This window comes from Pseudarthrobacter sp. fls2-241-R2A-168 (assembly GCF_030209335.1).
In the GTDB taxonomy this organism is placed as follows: domain Bacteria; phylum Actinomycetota; class Actinomycetes; order Actinomycetales; family Micrococcaceae; genus Arthrobacter.
In genome coordinates this window covers 56,885-71,874 of record NZ_JARVSG010000015.1, presented here as the reverse complement: position 1 = coordinate 71,874, position 14,990 = coordinate 56,885, and the positions used below count along the sequence as shown (strand labels likewise).

General features: G+C 66.3%; 11 protein-coding genes. All 11 read left to right on the top strand.

Annotation, left to right across the window (positions count from 1 at the left end):
- Positions 1-68: 68 nt before the first annotated feature.
- The 11 genes from QRN11_RS10490 to QRN11_RS10440 all read left to right on the top strand — a co-directional run bounded on the left by QRN11_RS10490 (position 69) and on the right by QRN11_RS10440 (position 14,978).
- Positions 69-2,045 carry an APC family permease gene (locus QRN11_RS10490; RefSeq protein ID WP_285250916.1) on the top strand — a complete coding sequence of 659 codons (1,977 nt, stop codon included), beginning with the start codon at positions 69-71 and terminating at the stop codon, positions 2,043-2,045.
- Positions 2,042-3,421 carry a class I SAM-dependent RNA methyltransferase gene (locus QRN11_RS10485; RefSeq protein ID WP_285250915.1) on the top strand — a complete coding sequence of 460 codons (1,380 nt, stop codon included), beginning with the start codon at positions 2,042-2,044 and terminating at the stop codon, positions 3,419-3,421. The genes QRN11_RS10490 and QRN11_RS10485 overlap by 4 nt, the downstream gene beginning before the upstream one ends.
- A gap of 166 nt (positions 3,422-3,587) precedes the next feature.
- Positions 3,588-6,413: an aconitate hydratase gene (locus tag QRN11_RS10480; RefSeq protein ID WP_285250914.1), complete on the top strand. Its 2,826-nt coding sequence runs from the start codon at positions 3,588-3,590 to the stop codon at positions 6,411-6,413.
- Positions 6,414-6,553: 140 nt separating this feature from the next.
- Entirely contained in the window at positions 6,554-8,527 is a 1,974-nt protein-coding gene (dxs, locus tag QRN11_RS10475) for a 1-deoxy-D-xylulose-5-phosphate synthase (RefSeq protein WP_285250913.1), read from the top strand.
- Positions 8,524-9,141, top strand: a complete 618-nt coding sequence (locus tag QRN11_RS10470; protein WP_091420089.1) for a DUF402 domain-containing protein — start codon at positions 8,524-8,526, stop codon at positions 9,139-9,141. The genes dxs and QRN11_RS10470 overlap by 4 nt, the downstream gene beginning before the upstream one ends.
- Positions 9,138-9,698, top strand: coding sequence for a hypothetical protein (locus QRN11_RS10465; protein ID WP_285250912.1), 561 nt, complete (start codon positions 9,138-9,140; stop codon positions 9,696-9,698). The genes QRN11_RS10470 and QRN11_RS10465 overlap by 4 nt, the downstream gene beginning before the upstream one ends.
- Positions 9,699-9,706: 8 nt before the next feature.
- Entirely contained in the window at positions 9,707-10,684 is a 978-nt protein-coding gene (locus tag QRN11_RS10460; RefSeq protein ID WP_285250911.1) for an aldo/keto reductase, read from the top strand.
- Positions 10,685-10,693: 9 nt separating this feature from the next.
- On the top strand, positions 10,694-11,719 hold the full coding sequence (locus QRN11_RS10455; RefSeq protein WP_285250910.1) for a nucleoside hydrolase: 1,026 nt from the start codon (positions 10,694-10,696) through the stop codon (positions 11,717-11,719).
- A gap of 147 nt (positions 11,720-11,866) precedes the next feature.
- A complete protein-coding gene (locus tag QRN11_RS10450) occupies positions 11,867-12,685 on the top strand; it encodes an ECF transporter S component (protein WP_285250909.1) in 819 nt (272 codons plus the stop codon).
- A 10-nt stretch (positions 12,686-12,695) separates the two neighbouring features.
- Positions 12,696-13,433 carry an energy-coupling factor transporter transmembrane component T gene (locus QRN11_RS10445; protein WP_285250908.1) on the top strand — a complete coding sequence of 246 codons (738 nt, stop codon included), beginning with the start codon at positions 12,696-12,698 and terminating at the stop codon, positions 13,431-13,433.
- A complete protein-coding gene (locus QRN11_RS10440) occupies positions 13,434-14,978 on the top strand; it encodes an ABC transporter ATP-binding protein (RefSeq protein ID WP_285250907.1) in 1,545 nt (514 codons plus the stop codon).
- The last annotated feature ends 12 nt before the right edge of the window (positions 14,979-14,990 follow it).

Here is a 14,990-nt window from a genome sequence, read left to right as displayed (position 1 = left end):
CAGGGCCCGGAATGCCGCTGTTCACCGGCCGTCATGACACAGCCCGGGAATCAGACTAGCTTTGTGGGGTGCTGACAATATTCAACGCGGTCAAGCGCGTGCTGGTGGGACGGCCGTTCCGGAACGACCGGATGGCCCACACCCTGCTTCCGAAAAAGATCGCACTTCCGATTTTCGCGTCGGACGCGCTGTCCTCGGTGGCCTACGCGCCGGACGAAATCCTGCTGACCCTGGCCCTGGCCGGCGTCAGCGCCGTGGCGTTCTCGCCGTGGGTTGGTCTGGCCGTGATGGTGGTGCTGCTGACGGTGGTGGCCTCATACCGGCAGAATGTCCACGCGTACCCTTCCGGCGGCGGCGACTACGAGATCGCCAACGAGAACCTGGGCAAGTTCGCCGGCCTCACGGTCGCGTCCGCCCTGCTGGTGGATTACGTGCTGACCGTCGCGGTGTCCATGTCCTCGGCGGCCGCGTACCTGACGACGGCGATCCCGTCCCTGCACGGCCGGCAGGCCGTGATTGCCACGATCGGCGTCGTCATCCTCGCCCTGGTCAACCTGCGCGGCATCAAGGAAGCCGGCAGCGTGTTCGCGGTTCCCACCTACATCTTTATGGCATCCATCTTCGGCATGACCGCTGTAGGCATTTTCCAGGCCGCCACCGGGCAACTGGGCGAAGCACCGTCCGCCGCCTTCACCATTGTCCCCGCGGCGGGCTTCGACGAAGGCCTGGTGGGCCTGGCGGGCGCCTTCCTCCTGCTGCGCGCCTTCTCTTCCGGGGCCGCGGCACTCACCGGAGTGGAGGCCATCAGCAACGGCGTCCCCAACTTCAAAGTCCCCAAGAGCAAAAACGCCGCCACCACGCTTCTGCTGCTGGGCGTTATCGGCGCAGCCATGCTGGCGGGCATCATCTACCTGGCCAACGCCACCAAGGTCCACATTGTGCTGGACCCGGCCAAGGAGTTCCTGCTCAACGGAAACCCGCTGCCCGAGGACTACATCCAGAACCCGGCCATCAGCCAGATCGCACAGACCATCTTTGGCCCCGGGTCCATCCCTTTCTACATCGTGGTGGCCGCCACCGGCGTCATCCTGGTTTTCGCCTCCAACACCGCCTTCAACGGCTTCCCTGTCCTGGGCTCCATCCTCGCCCAGGACGGTTACCTTCCGCGCCAGCTCCGCACCAGGGGTGACCGGCTCGCCTTCAGCAACGGCGTCCTGGCCCTCGCCGCCGGCGCCCTGGTGCTGATCATCGCGTTCAACGCCGATGTCACAAAACTTATCCAGCTCTACATCGTGGGCGTCTTTATCTCCTTCACCGCCAGCCAGCTGGGCATGATCCGGCACTGGGGCAGGGAACTGAAACTGGCCAAGGACAAGGCTGTGCGGCGCCGGATGGCGAAGTCCCGGGCCATCAACACCGTGGGCTTCGGCATGACCGCCCTGGTGCTGGTGATTGTGCTCATTACCAAGTTCGAACAGGGCGCCTGGATCGCGCTGCTCGCCATGTTCGTCCTCTTCCTGATCATGTGGAGCATCCGGGCGCACTATGACAATGTGGCCAGGGAACTGGCAGTGGACGCGGATTCCTCACCGCGTGCCCTGCCCACCCGCGTCCATGCCGTCCTGCTGGTGTCCCATGTCCGCAAGCCCGTCCTCCGGGCCCTGGCTTACGCACGCGCTTCCCGGCCATCAAGGCTGGACGCCATCACCGTGGACATCGATCCCGAGGAAACGGCGCACACGGTGGCTGACTGGGAGAAGCTGGACATTCCGGTGCCGCTGACGGTGCTGGCCAGCCCCTACCGGGAGACCGTCACGCCCATCATGGAGTACGTCAAGCAGATGCGGCGGGATTCACCCCGGGACCTCGTGGTGGTGTACATCCCCGAGTACGTGGTGGGTAAGTGGTGGGAGCAACTGGTCCATAACCAGACCGCCCTGCGCATCAAGACCCGGCTGCATTTTGAACCCGGCGTGATGGTGGCCAGCGTTCCGTGGCAACTCAAATCATCCGAAGAAGCGAAGAACCTGCAGGACGTGCAATGACAGCAAAGACACAAACCCAGCCGGCACCCACCGGAGAAACCGGCACCGAAGTAGTGCTCGACGTCGGGCCCGTTGCCCACGGCGGCCACTGCGTGGCCCGGCACGAGGGCCGCGTCATATTTGTCCGCCACGCCATCCCCGGCGAGAAGGTGCGGGCCAGGCTCACCGACGCCGACGAAGAGGCCAAGTTCTGGCGGGCTGACGTGGTGGACGTCCTTGAAGCCTCGCCGGACCGGATGGACCATTTCTGGCACCCGGCGGATTCACGCCGCGCCTGGGGGCACGGCCACCCGCCGGTTGGCGGAGCCGAGTTCGGCCACATCGCACTGGCCCGCCAGCGCAGCCTCAAGGCAGATGTGCTCACCGAACAGCTCAAGCGGCTCGCCGGCGTCGAGCAGTTGCCGGACAGCTGGGCAGGAACGTCCGTGGAGGCAGTGGGGGACGCGTCCGACGGCGGCAGCGGCCTCGGGTGGCGGACCAGGGCGAGCTTCTCGGTCACCCCCGGCGGCAAACTGGGCATGCACGCCCACCGGTCCGGCGACATCATCCCCGTGCGTGAGATGCCGCTGGCCATCGATGCCATTAATGACCTGCGCCTGTGGGACATCGACCTGCAGGGCGTGGACCGGGTGGAGGTGGCTGCGCCTGCCAACGGCTCGCGCCCGCTGGTACTGCTGGCCCCGGCGGAGGGCACCAAGCCGAAACGGCTCAACGCCATCGCCGCCCAACTGCCCGACGACGTATCCGTGGCTGCTTTTGATCCCCTGACAGAGGCCGTTGAGCGGGTGCGCGGACGGCAGTGGGTGCAGGAATCAGCGGCCGGCCACGACTACCGGGTGACCGGCGCCGGGTTCTGGCAGATCCACCGCGACGCGCCCGGGACACTTGTGGGGGCTGTCACAGAATTCCTTCAGGGCGGCGGCTTCCTGCATCCCGGCGCCGTCGTGGCGGACCTGTACGCCGGAGCGGGCCTTTTCACGGCGGTCCTTGCCGATGCAGTGGGTGAAACCGGTTCCGTCCTGTCCGTTGAAGGCGCCCCGGGCACCAGCCGGGATGCACGAAAGAACCTGCACGCAGCGCCGCACGTGGAGATCATCCAGGGCCGGGTGGAGCGTGTCCTGCGCCAGAAACCGCGGGATTTCGATGCCCTGGTCCTTGACCCGCCCCGGGCAGGCGCCGGGAAAGCCGTGGTGGGGCAGCTTGTTGCCTCGCACCCGCGCGCCATTGCCTATGTGTCCTGCGACCCGGCGTCGTTCGCCCGTGACGTGGGGTACTTCCGGCAGTCCGGCTGGGAGCTCTCGGCCCTGCGGGCCTTCGACCTCTACCCCCACACCCACCACCTCGAGACGGTGGCTTTGCTCACTCCGGTTCCCTGATGCCCTAACGTATTTCGACTACTATGGCGGTAGTAGTCCCACGTCGCGCTCCGTAATCACGGCCGGCCGTGTGCAATTTTCGGGCCTTGAACATAATTAGGGCCTCCTAACTAGCAGGCGGTCAACCGCGCGACAAAGATGAAACTGTTGCGAGAGGAGTCCTGCGATGAGCACTGTGGACAGCTTCGGTTCAAAAGGCAAACTTAATGTAGCCGGAACCGAGTATGAAATTTTCCGGTTGAACTCCGTTGAAGGTGCAGAAAACCTTCCGTTCAGCCTCAAAGTATTGCTTGAAAACCTGTTGAGGACCGAGGACGGCGCGAACATCACTGCCGATCACGTCCGCGCCCTGGCAGGCTGGGATCCCAATGCCCAGCCAGATACAGAAATCCAGTTCACGCCGGCCCGCGTGATCATGCAGGACTTCACCGGCGTTCCCTGCGTGGTTGACCTGGCGACGATGCGCGAAGCGGTCAAGGAACTGGGCGGCGACCCCAAGCGGGTGAACCCGCTGGCACCGGCCGAAATGGTCATTGACCACTCGGTCCAGATCGATGCCTTCGGCAACTCCGGCGCACTGGAGCGCAACATGGAGATCGAATACCAGCGCAACGGGGAGCGTTACCAGTTCCTGCGCTGGGGCCAGACGGCGTTTGACGACTTCAAGGTTGTCCCCCCGGGAACCGGCATCGTGCACCAGGTCAACATCGAGTACCTGGCCCGCACCGTGATGACCCGCGAAGTTGACGGCGTGGTGCGTGCCTACCCCGACACCTGCGTCGGTACCGACTCGCACACCACCATGGTCAACGGCCTGGGCGTGCTCGGCTGGGGCGTCGGCGGCATCGAAGCCGAGGCGGCCATGCTCGGCCAGCCCGTTTCCATGCTGATTCCGCGTGTTGTGGGCTTCAAGCTCAGCGGCAGCATCCCTGCCGGCGCCACGGCAACCGACGTGGTGCTGACCATCACCGAAATGCTGCGCAAGCACGGCGTCGTGGGCAAGTTCGTGGAGTTCTACGGCGAAGGCGTGGCGGCTGTGCCGCTGGCCAACCGCGCCACGATCGGCAACATGAGCCCGGAATTCGGTTCCACGGCAGCCATGTTCCCGATCGACGACGTCACCCTGGACTACCTGCGCCTCACCGGCCGCTCGGAACAGAACGTGGCCCTCGTTGAGTCCTACGCCAAGGAACAGGGCCTCTGGCACGATGCAACCCGCGACATCAAGTTCTCCGAGTACCTGGAACTGGACCTGTCCACGGTTGTTCCGTCCATCGCCGGCCCCAAGCGCCCGCAGGACCGCATCGAACTCACCGAGGCCAAGGACGAGTTCCGCCACGACCTCAAGAACTACGTCTCGCACGATGCCGACGCCGGTACCCTGGACGAATCGCTCGAGGAGACCTTCCCGGCCTCTGACTCGCCCTCTTTCACCAGCGGCGCAACCCACGTCTCCGACACTGACCGCGAGCCCCCGAAGTACTCGGCAGGGCACGGGGGAGCGGGCCGCATCACCAAGCCGGTGCCCGTGAAGATGGCTGACGGACGCGAATTCGAACTGGACCACGGTGCAGTCACCATCGCCTCCATCACCTCCTGCACCAACACGTCCAACCCCTCGGTCATGCTGGCCGCCGCGGTCCTGGCACGCAACGCCGTGGACAAGGGCCTCACGTCCAAGCCGTGGGTCAAGACGTCCGTCGCACCCGGCTCCAAGGTGGTCACCGATTACTACGAGAAGTCCGGCCTGACCCCCTACCTGGAGAAGCTTGGCTTCTACATCGTGGGCTACGGCTGCGCCACCTGCATCGGCAACTCCGGTCCGCTGGAAACCGAAGTCTCCGAGGCCATCCAGGCCAACGACCTCGCTGTCGCGGCCGTCCTCTCGGGCAACCGCAACTTCGAAGGCCGCATCAACCCGGACGTCAAGATGAACTACCTGGCCTCCCCGCCGCTGGTCATCGCCTACGCCCTGGCCGGTTCCATGGACTTCGATTTCGAAACCGACGCCCTGGGCCAGGACCAGGCCGGCAACGATGTCTTCCTGAAGGACATCTGGCCCAACCCGGTTGAGGTCCAGCAGGTCATCGATTCCTCGATCGACAAGGAAATGTTCGCCAAGGGCTACGAGGGCGTCTTCGACGGCGACGACCGCTGGAAGGCACTCGACACCCCCGCCGGTGACACCTTCGCCTGGGATCCGAACTCCACCTACGTCCGGAAGCCCCCGTACTTCGAGGGCATGAAGGCGCAGCCGGAGCCGGTCAAGGACATCGCGGGTGCACGCGTGCTCCTGAAGCTGGGCGACTCGGTCACCACCGACCACATCTCCCCGGCCGGTTCCTTCAAGTCCGACACCCCCGCCGGACAGTACCTCCTGGCCAACGGCGTGGAGCGCAAGGACTTCAACTCCTACGGTTCCCGCCGCGGCAACCACGAAGTGATGATCCGCGGAACGTTCGCGAACATCCGCATCAAGAACCAGATCCTGGACGGCGTCGAAGGTGGCTTCACCCGCGACTTCACCCAGGAAGGCGGTCCGCAGGCCTACGTCTACGACGCTGCGCAGAACTACCAGGCAGCCGGCACCCCGCTGGTGGTCCTGGCCGGCAAGGAATACGGTTCCGGCTCATCCCGTGACTGGGCTGCCAAGGGTACCGCCCTGCTGGGTGTCAAGGCTGTCATCGCCGAGAGCTACGAGCGTATCCACCGCTCCAACCTCATCGGCATGGGCGTCCTGCCGCTGCAGTTCCCGGCGGGCGAATCCGCTGCGACCCTGGGCCTGAGTGGCACGGAAACGTTCTCCGTTGAAGGCGTCACTGCCCTGAACGAGGGCACCACGCCGAAGACCCTGAAGGTCACCGCCACCGCCGAAGACGGATCCGCAAAGTCCTTCGACGCCGTGCTGCGCATCGATACCCCCGGTGAAGCGGACTACTACCGCAACGGCGGCATCCTGCAGTACGTCCTGCGCCAGATCTCCGCAAACTAGCGGATTCTTCCAGCAGGCAGCACCTCCCGAAGCCCCGGCCGGTCACCGACCAGCCGGGGCTTCGGCTTTGCATGTGAGCTTTGCATTTGAGCCGAGGCGTTAGAGTTAAGCGGCACGTCTACCACCCGAAGGAGGGGTCATTGGGAATCTTGGACACCATCCGGAATCCGCAGGACCTGAACGAGTTGTCCGAAGAACAGCTGAACCAGCTGGCTTCGGAGATCAGGGGTTTCCTGATCACTAACGTCTCCCAAACGGGCGGCCACCTCGGACCAAACCTCGGCGTAGTGGAACTCACGCTGGCCGTGCACCGCATCTTCGACTCACCGCGTGACAGCATCGTTTTTGACACAGGACACCAGTCCTACGTCCACAAACTCCTGACCGGGCGCCAGGACTTCAGCACCCTCCGCCAGGAAGGCGGCCTCTCCGGCTACCCCTCGCGCGCCGAGTCCGACCACGACATCGTGGAAAGCTCCCACGCCTCCTCGTCACTGTCCTGGGCAGACGGCATTTCCCGCGCCCGCCAGCTGACTGGTGAAGGCCACCGGCACGTCGTCGCGGTGGTGGGGGATGGCGCCCTGACCGGCGGCATGGCCTGGGAAGCCATCAACAACATCGCAGCGGACAAGCGCCGCCGCGTGGTCATCGTGGTGAATGACAACGGCAGGTCCTACGCCCCCACCGTTGGCGGCTTCGCCGACTACCTCGCCTCCCTGCGCCCCACCATCGATTCCTTCCGCGCCACCCCCGCCTACGAGCGCGCGCTGGACTGGTGGAAGAAGAAGCTGCAAAACGGCGGACCCGCAGGCCAGTTCACCTATAAAAGCCTGCATGCCATGAAGAAGGGCATCAAGGACTGGTGGGCCCCTCAGGGCATGTTCGAGGACCTCGGCATGAAATACATCGGTCCTGTGGACGGCCACAACCTCCAGGCCATGGAGCACGCCCTGTCCACGGCCAGGAACTACGCCGGACCGGTCATTGTCCATGCCATGACCGAAAAGGGACACGGGTACGCACCGGCCCGGGCCCACGAGGCGGACCAGTTCCACGCGGTGGGCATCATCGACCCCGAAACCGGCGAGCCCACCGGCACCGCCGGCGCCAAATCCTGGACCTCCGTCTTCGCTGACGAAATCGCCGCCATCGCCGATGAGCGCAAAGACGTTGTGGGTATTACCGGCGCCATGCTCATCCCCGTAGGCCTGCACAAGTTCGCCGCCCGGCACCCCGAGCGGGTTATCGACGTCGGCATTGCCGAACAGCATGCCCTCACCTCCGCGGCCGGCATGGCCTTCGGCGGGCTGCACCCTGTGGTCGCCGTCTACGCCACCTTCCTGAACCGCGCCTTCGACCAGCTCCTGATGGACGTAGCCCTGCACAAGGCAGGGGTCACCATCGTGCTGGACCGCGCCGGCGTCACCGGCCCGGACGGTGCCAGCCACCACGGCATGTGGGACATGTCCATGGTCCAGATCGTCCCCGGCCTGCACCTGGCCGCACCCCGCGATGCCAGCAGGCTGCGCGAGGAACTCCGTGAAGCCGTAGCCATCAGCGACGCCCCCACGGTGGTCCGCTTCTCCAAGGGGTCAGTCGGCGCTGAAGTGGAGGCGCTCGAACGCCTCAGCGATGGCGTGGACGTCCTCTCCCGGCGCCCCTCCGGCTCCACCGAGAACGACGTACTGATCATCTCCGTGGGCGCCATGTCGGAGCTGGCGCTGGATGTTTCCAACCGTCTGGGCGCACAGGGCATCAGCACCACCGTGGTGGACCCCCGCTGGGTGCTTCCGGTACCGCGGTCCATCATCGCGCTGGCATCGCACCACCGCCTGGTGATCTGCATCGAGGACGGCGTCCGCGCCGGTGGCGTAGGCTCCCGCATCCGCCAGGAAATGCGCGCAGCCGGTGTGGACACGGCCCTGAACGAGGTGGGCCTGCCGGTCGAGTTCCTCGACCACGGCACCCGCAACCAGATCCTGGAACGCGTGGGCCTCACGGCCCAACAGATTACGCACGACGTCGTAGCCCAGGTCCTGGGAACAAAGGTTCCCTTTGCGCGTCCCCTGCCGGGCCAGCAGCATCCCACCACCGGCAGCCTTCCGATCCTGTGAGGGGAGAGGACCTACTGAAGTATCCGGGCGTTGTGGGGGAGCCGGCAGGAGAACGGCATCCCGGGCCCGCACGTGAACCACAAGGGCTTGAACCGGGCCACCTGGTGGTGGCGCGCAACCGCAAATGGGACGGCAAAGCGCACTGGGTGGTACCCGGACGCTACCTGGGCGAGGACCGGCACGGCTGGTGGATCTTCCAGGGAACCAACGAATTCTGTTCCCGGCCCGGTGCCGCGTTCTACACAAAGTCAGACGCGGTCCTCCTGATACCCCGCGAGGGCGACTGGGTGGCCACGTTCTACGACGACGCCCATCCCGGCGGTGTGCGGATCTACATCGACCTGGCCGTGGCGCACGAATGGAACCCCATCCGTCCCACCGTCACGGAATTCCATGTCATCGACATGGACCTGGACGTGGTGCGGACAGCGGACCGGGGCGTGTTCATCGACGACGAAGACGAGTTCGCCGAACACCGCGTGGCCATGGACTACCCGGCAGCCCTGGTGGAATCCCTCGAGGCCTCCGCCGGACAGCTTTACCAGGCCGTGAAGGCGGAGCAGGCACCCTTCGACGGCACCGACGTTGAATGGTTTACAAAGGGACGGTTATGAGCGGAATTGTCAGGGTCTATAAGCGCGACGACGAGGGAACGCTCCACTTCCGGGAAGCCTGGTTCGACGAGGACTACGAGCAGTTCGTCATGAACTACGGCGTGGTGGGCCACCAGAGCAAAACCGAGGAAACCGACGTGCCGGATGCTGCGGCCGCCGAAGGACTCCTGGACGCTTTTGCGGTCCAGTGCGCCGAGGACGGCTACGCTGAAATCCCGGAAAACGAGCAGTACTGGGTAGTGGCCCAGTTCGCCCTCAAGACCAGGGAAGGCACCGATCGGGACCGCTACCTGGAGGAAAAGGCCAAGGACGCCCTGATAAGTCACCTCGCCTGGCGGGGGCTCGGCACGGTGGAACGCTCCGAATTCACCGACTTCAAGCTCAATATTTTCTGCCTCTGCCCCGAGGTCAACAAAGCCGTCAACGCCATCAAAGTCTGTGCGCGGAACGAGGACCTGGACTTCACCAAGCTCAGCATCGGCGCAGCCCCGCACAGCGATCCAGAAAACTTCAAGCTCAAGCACTCAGCAAAGTCCGCCAACACCTTCAGCCTTTAGGAGTTTCCGTGACCACCTACCGCCGCGTTGGAAAGTCCGGCCTGACCGTTTCCACGGTTGGACTGGGCTGCAACAACCTTGGCCGGCCCAACACCCTGACCGAGTCCCAGGAGGCCACCGACGCAGTGGTCAATGCGGCCGTGGATGCCGGAATCACCCTGTTCGACGTCGCCGATACCTACGGCAGGGAACCCGGGCTCAGCGAAACGATGCTCGGCAAAGCGCTCGGCGCCCGGCGGGCCGACGTCGTTGTTGCCACAAAGTTTGGCATGGACATGAAAGGCGCCAGCGGCCCGGACTTCGGTGCCCGCGGCTCCCGCCGCTACATCCTCCAGGCCGTGGAAGCCTCGCTCCGCCGGCTGGGCACCGAATGGATCGACCTGTACCAGTTCCACACGCCGGACCCGCTGACCCCCATTGATGAAACCCTGTCCGCCCTGGACACCCTGGTCACCAGCGGCAAGGTCCGCTACATCGGCCACTCCAACAGGGCTGGATGGCAGATAGCGCAGGCGGAGTACGTTGCCCGCGAACTAGGAGGTGCGCGTTTCATCTCCACCCAGAACCACTACAACCTCCTGGACCGGCGGGCTGAGCTGGAAGTCACCCCGGCCGCCGGGGAGTTCGGCCTGGGCGTCCTGCCCTACTTCCCACTGGCCAACGGCCTGCTGACGGGCAAATACGCCCCGGGCCATGCGCCGGAGGGCTCGCGGCTCAGCCACACCCGCAAGAACATGGTCCACGACGCCGACTGGGAGCAGCTGGGCAGGTTCAGCAGCTTCGCCAAAGAACGGGGCCTGAGCGAAATCCAGGTCGCCTTCTCCTGGCTGGCAGCCCAGCCGTCCGTTGCCAGCGTCATCGCCGGGGCCACCCGTCCGGAACAGGTCCGGCAGAACGCCGAAGCGGCGGACTGGATCCCCTCCGAAGAGGACCTCGCGGAGCTGGACAGCATCTTCCCGGCCGCGCCCAAGGTGGCGCTTTTCTAGGGCACGGGCATGACCGCCTTCCTGCTGGACGTGGACACGGGCATCGACGATGCCCTTGCCCTCACCTACCTTGCCGCCCTGCCGGACACTGAGTTCGTGTCCGTCACCGCCACACCCGGAAACGTCGACGCGGACCAGGTGGCGCGCAACACCCTGGCACTCCTGGAGCTGTGCGGACGCCCGGGGGTGGAAGTGGCCATCGGCGCCCGCGGGCCGCTTTCCATACCCCTGTTGACGACGCCGGAAACCCACGGCCCGCAAGGCATCGGATACGCCGTCCTTCCGGAACCCGCAGGCGCTGTCTCAGCGCGGAACGCCGTGGACCTCTGGGTGGAGCACGCCCGCGCCCGGCCCGGGGAGCTCACCGCCCTGATCACGGCACCGCTGACCAACTTCGCGCTGGCGCTGCGGAAGGAACCGCGGCTGCCCGAGCTGCTGGCGAAGGTGGTCATCATGGGCGGAAGCTTCTACTATCAGGGCAATACCACGCCCACAGCGGAGTGGAACACGCACGTGGACCCGCACGCGGCCAAGGAGGTCTATGCCGCCTTCCAGGGCCGGCCGCTGGAAAAGCTCCCCATCGTCTGCTCCCTGGACACCACCGAACGGATGGAACTGCACCCGGAGCATGTCCGGCTCTTGGCGGAGGCTGCCGGCGCCGAAGTTCCCGAACTGGTCCTGCCCGAACAGACGGAGGGCCTGCACAGCACCTCAGACAACACCTTGGTGCGGCACTTGTCCGATGCCCTGCGGTTCTACTTCGAATTCCACCGCCACTATGACCAGGGCTATATCGCCCACGTCCACGACTACTTCGCCGCAGGTGTCGCCGCGGGCACCCTGGACTTCGAATCCCGTCCCGCCACGGTGGATGTGGAGACTGTTTCAACGATGCTGATGGGCACCACCGTGGCGGACTTCCGCGGCCTCTGGGGAGTACCGCCGAATGCCCGCGTTGTGTCCACAAACCATCCGGAAGCTGCCTTCCGGGAGCTGGTGTCCGTCGTCGGAAGCCTGGCACGGCGCCTGTGCTGAGACGGCGCGGTTGAGGGAGCACCGCGGTAGAATTGTCCGCGGACCGGACAGGCGCTGACTGCCTGCCGGCTGCTGCGAGGTGACATAAGCAGCGTTCCATCCGGCCCGGGCTTCCCGGGCCGTCCGTGCGCACCCTGAAGGAACTCCATGTCATCGCACTCCCTGACGTTGCCGTCCACCTCACCGGCCGCCGCCCGCAAACGCCGACTCCTGGAAATCCTCGGCGCCCTGGCCATCGCCGGCACCTACATCTACCTGGTCCTCAACCAGCCCGCAGACATTACCGGCGGACCCGGTAGCGCCTCCGCCCTGATCGCCCTGTCAGGGTTCCTGGCCGGCGCCATCCTGCTCATCGTGGCTGTCCTGCCTGCCTTGCCGACGTCCACCCTGGTGCTGATTCCCGTGGCACTGGTGCTCAATATCGTCCTGGGCCAGTTCGTGGGCAGCACTCTGGTGCCGTTCTACCTCGATGCGATCGGGACCGTCCTGGTGGCAGTCCTCGCCGGCCCCGCCGCCGGTGCGGCAACCGGGGCGTTGAGCAGCATCGTCTGGTCCTTCTTAAACCCCACCGTGCTGCCGTTCGCTGCCGGGGCCGCCCTGATCGGTTGCCTTGCCGGCCTTGCCGCCCGCTACGGCCTCTTCCGCCGCTTCTACCTGGCGCCCGTGGCGGGATTCGTTACCGGCATCATCGGCGGCGTGGTATCGGCCCCGGTGGCCGCCTTCGTCTTCGGCGGCACCTCCGGTGTGGCCACGGGTGCGATCGTCAGCGCCTTCCGCTCCATGGGGGACAGCCTCCTCGCGGCCATCACCAAGCAGGCCCTGATCTCCGATCCCATGGACAAAGCCATCGTGTTCACGGCCGTGGCTGTGCTTATCTACGCCCTGCCCCGCCGCGCGAGCCTGCAGTTCCCGTTTGTCCGGCGGCACCGCGTGCTGGCCGGCAAGGCCCAGGAACAGGGGGCCTGACCGCCTCCTGATGCGATTACATCCGCTGACCTCCCTGGCGGCCGCCGGCAGTACGGCAGTAATTACGACGGCGGCAGCCTGCCTTCCGCTGTCGCTCGCCGTGATCGCGGCGGCAGCGGGCCTCGCGGCCTGGGCCGGTACGTTCCGCAGGCTCCTGCCTGCGGCAGCTGCCATCCTGGTGCCGCTGTGCTTGTCACTGCTGGTGCTGCATGGACTGTTTTTCCCGGAAGGCATTACTGTGCTGGCCGAATGGGGACCGGCGCGCGTAACCTCCGAGGGGCTCTCCTTCGCAGTCCAGCGGGCGGCCCAGCTTTCCGCCGCGGTTCTGGCCCTGCTGGTGTTCTCCTTCAGCGTGAGTGTTCCGGACCTGGTGGCGGCTTTATCGGCCAAAGGGGTGCACGGGCGGTTTGCCTTCGTGCTGGCCTCCACCCTCACCCTGCTGCCCGCCATCACCTCCCGGCTGGAGCGCATCCGCCAGGCCCAGGAAGCACGGGGGCTGGTGATCCGGCGCGGCATCCTGGCGCGGGCTGCGGCGTTCCGGCTGCAGGCAGTGCCGCTCGTGTCCGCTTTGGTGGAGGACGCCGCGACCCGTGCCGCAGCCCTTGACGCCCGCGGTTTCGGCGGCACCGGCCCGCGGAACAGCTATCGTGAGGTGCCGGACCGGCCGTGGGAGCGGATGCTCCGGATTGTCCTGCTGCTGGCAGCCGCAGCAGCCGTGGCCGCCCGTCTGGTGCAGGCGGGCACCTAGATGGAATCCAATACCGTCCTGGGTGCCGTCATCAGGCGCTTCGCTTTCCATGACGACGCACCGGTCCTTCGCGACGTGGACCTCTCCTTCGAACCCGGGACTTTGACGGCAATCCTGGGGCCGTCCGGCAGCGGCAAAACCACCCTTGGCCGGCTCCTGGGAGGCTGGCTTCCGCCAGGACCCGGGGGACGGCTGCAAGGTTGCCTGTCGCTTTCCGGAACCACGCTGCAGTTCCAGGGCGCGGCAGATGATCCGCGGATCAACCCGGCACAGTGGGGCCGGCGGGTGGGTTTCGTCCCGCAGGACGCCTCGGCCATCCTGTCCACGGTCCGGGCCACCGTCGCCGAAGAACTGGCGTTCGGCCTGGAAAATGCCGGCACGGACCGGCCGGCCATGAAGGCCGCGGTGGAACGAACGGCGGTTCTGCTTGGCCTTCGCGGGCTGCTGGACCGCCACCCGGACACACTCTCCGGCGGGCAGTTGCGGCGCCTCGCTATCGGTTGTGCCGTCATCGCTGAACCCGACGTGCTCATCATGGATGAGCCCTTCGCCTCCATGGACGCAGCCGGGACGGATGAACTGACAAACCTGCTGGGCCCGCTCCTCAGGCGGGGGACCGCCGTCGTGATCCTTAGCCAGGCTATGGAGGAGACGCTGCTCGCTGCGGAACGGTGGATGGTGCTGGACGGCGGCACGCTGACGGCCCGCGGCACCCCTGCCGAACTCTGCGCCACGCCCGGACTCCTGCCGGCAGGCATCAGTCGGGCCCGCGCCAGTGGGCTCGGGTCCCGGCAGCAGCCCCAGCGCAGGCCTTCGCACCCAGCGCAGGCTTCGGCGCCCGTCCTGGAGCTCCGCGACGTTGCCTTCGGGTACACAGACAAGGCGGCGAAAGGCAGGAGGGCCCGGGCAGCCACGGGCGGATCAGCGGGGGACAGGCCACAACAGGTGCTCCGGGGCGTCGACCTCCAGCTCATGCCCGGCGAGATCGTTGCCGTCACAGGACCGAACGGGGCGGGGAAATCCACCTTCCTGCGGCACCTCAACGGTTTGCTGCGGCCCACCTCCGGCACTGTCCTGGTGCACGGCGAGGACATTTCCGGCACGCCGGTGGGCGAGGTGGCGGCAGCTGTGGGGCTGCTGTTCCAGCACCCGCGCCACCAGTTGTTTGAACGGACAGCCGCCCGGGAGGTGCGGTTCGGCCTGGACCGGCGGTTCGGCGGCGGTGAAGCGGCGGCCCGAACCGGGGCTGCGCTGGCTGATGTGGGATTGTCCGCGCACGCGGATGCCCACCCCGCAGAGCTGCCGGCATCCCGGCAGCGGCTCCTGGCATTGGCAACGGTCCTCGCCCGGAGGCCGGCGGTCCTGGCCCTGGACGAGCCTACGGTGGCCCTGGACGGGGACGGGCTCAGCCTGCTGGACGCAGCGGTGCGGAACGCAGCAGCGGCGGGCGCCGCCGTCGTCCTGGTCACCCACGATGTGCCCTACGCGCGCTCGGTGGCGGACCGCCTGTTAACGCTCGACGGCGGGCGGCTGGCACCGCTCTGACCCGGCCGGGGA

Coding starts and splice junctions, on each gene's coding strand:
- QRN11_RS10485 (WP_285250915.1), top strand. CDS start 2,042: ATGACAGCAAAGACACAAACCCAGCCGGCACCCACCGGAGAAACCGGC.
- QRN11_RS10480 (WP_285250914.1), top strand. CDS start 3,588: ATGAGCACTGTGGACAGCTTCGGTTCAAAAGGCAAACTTAATGTAGCC.
- QRN11_RS10465 (WP_285250912.1), top strand. CDS start 9,138: ATGAGCGGAATTGTCAGGGTCTATAAGCGCGACGACGAGGGAACGCTC.
- QRN11_RS10455 (WP_285250910.1), top strand. CDS start 10,694: ATGACCGCCTTCCTGCTGGACGTGGACACGGGCATCGACGATGCCCTT.
- QRN11_RS10450 (WP_285250909.1), top strand. CDS start 11,867: ATGTCATCGCACTCCCTGACGTTGCCGTCCACCTCACCGGCCGCCGCC.
- QRN11_RS10445 (WP_285250908.1), top strand. CDS start 12,696: ATGCGATTACATCCGCTGACCTCCCTGGCGGCCGCCGGCAGTACGGCA.
- QRN11_RS10440 (WP_285250907.1), top strand. CDS start 13,434: ATGGAATCCAATACCGTCCTGGGTGCCGTCATCAGGCGCTTCGCTTTC.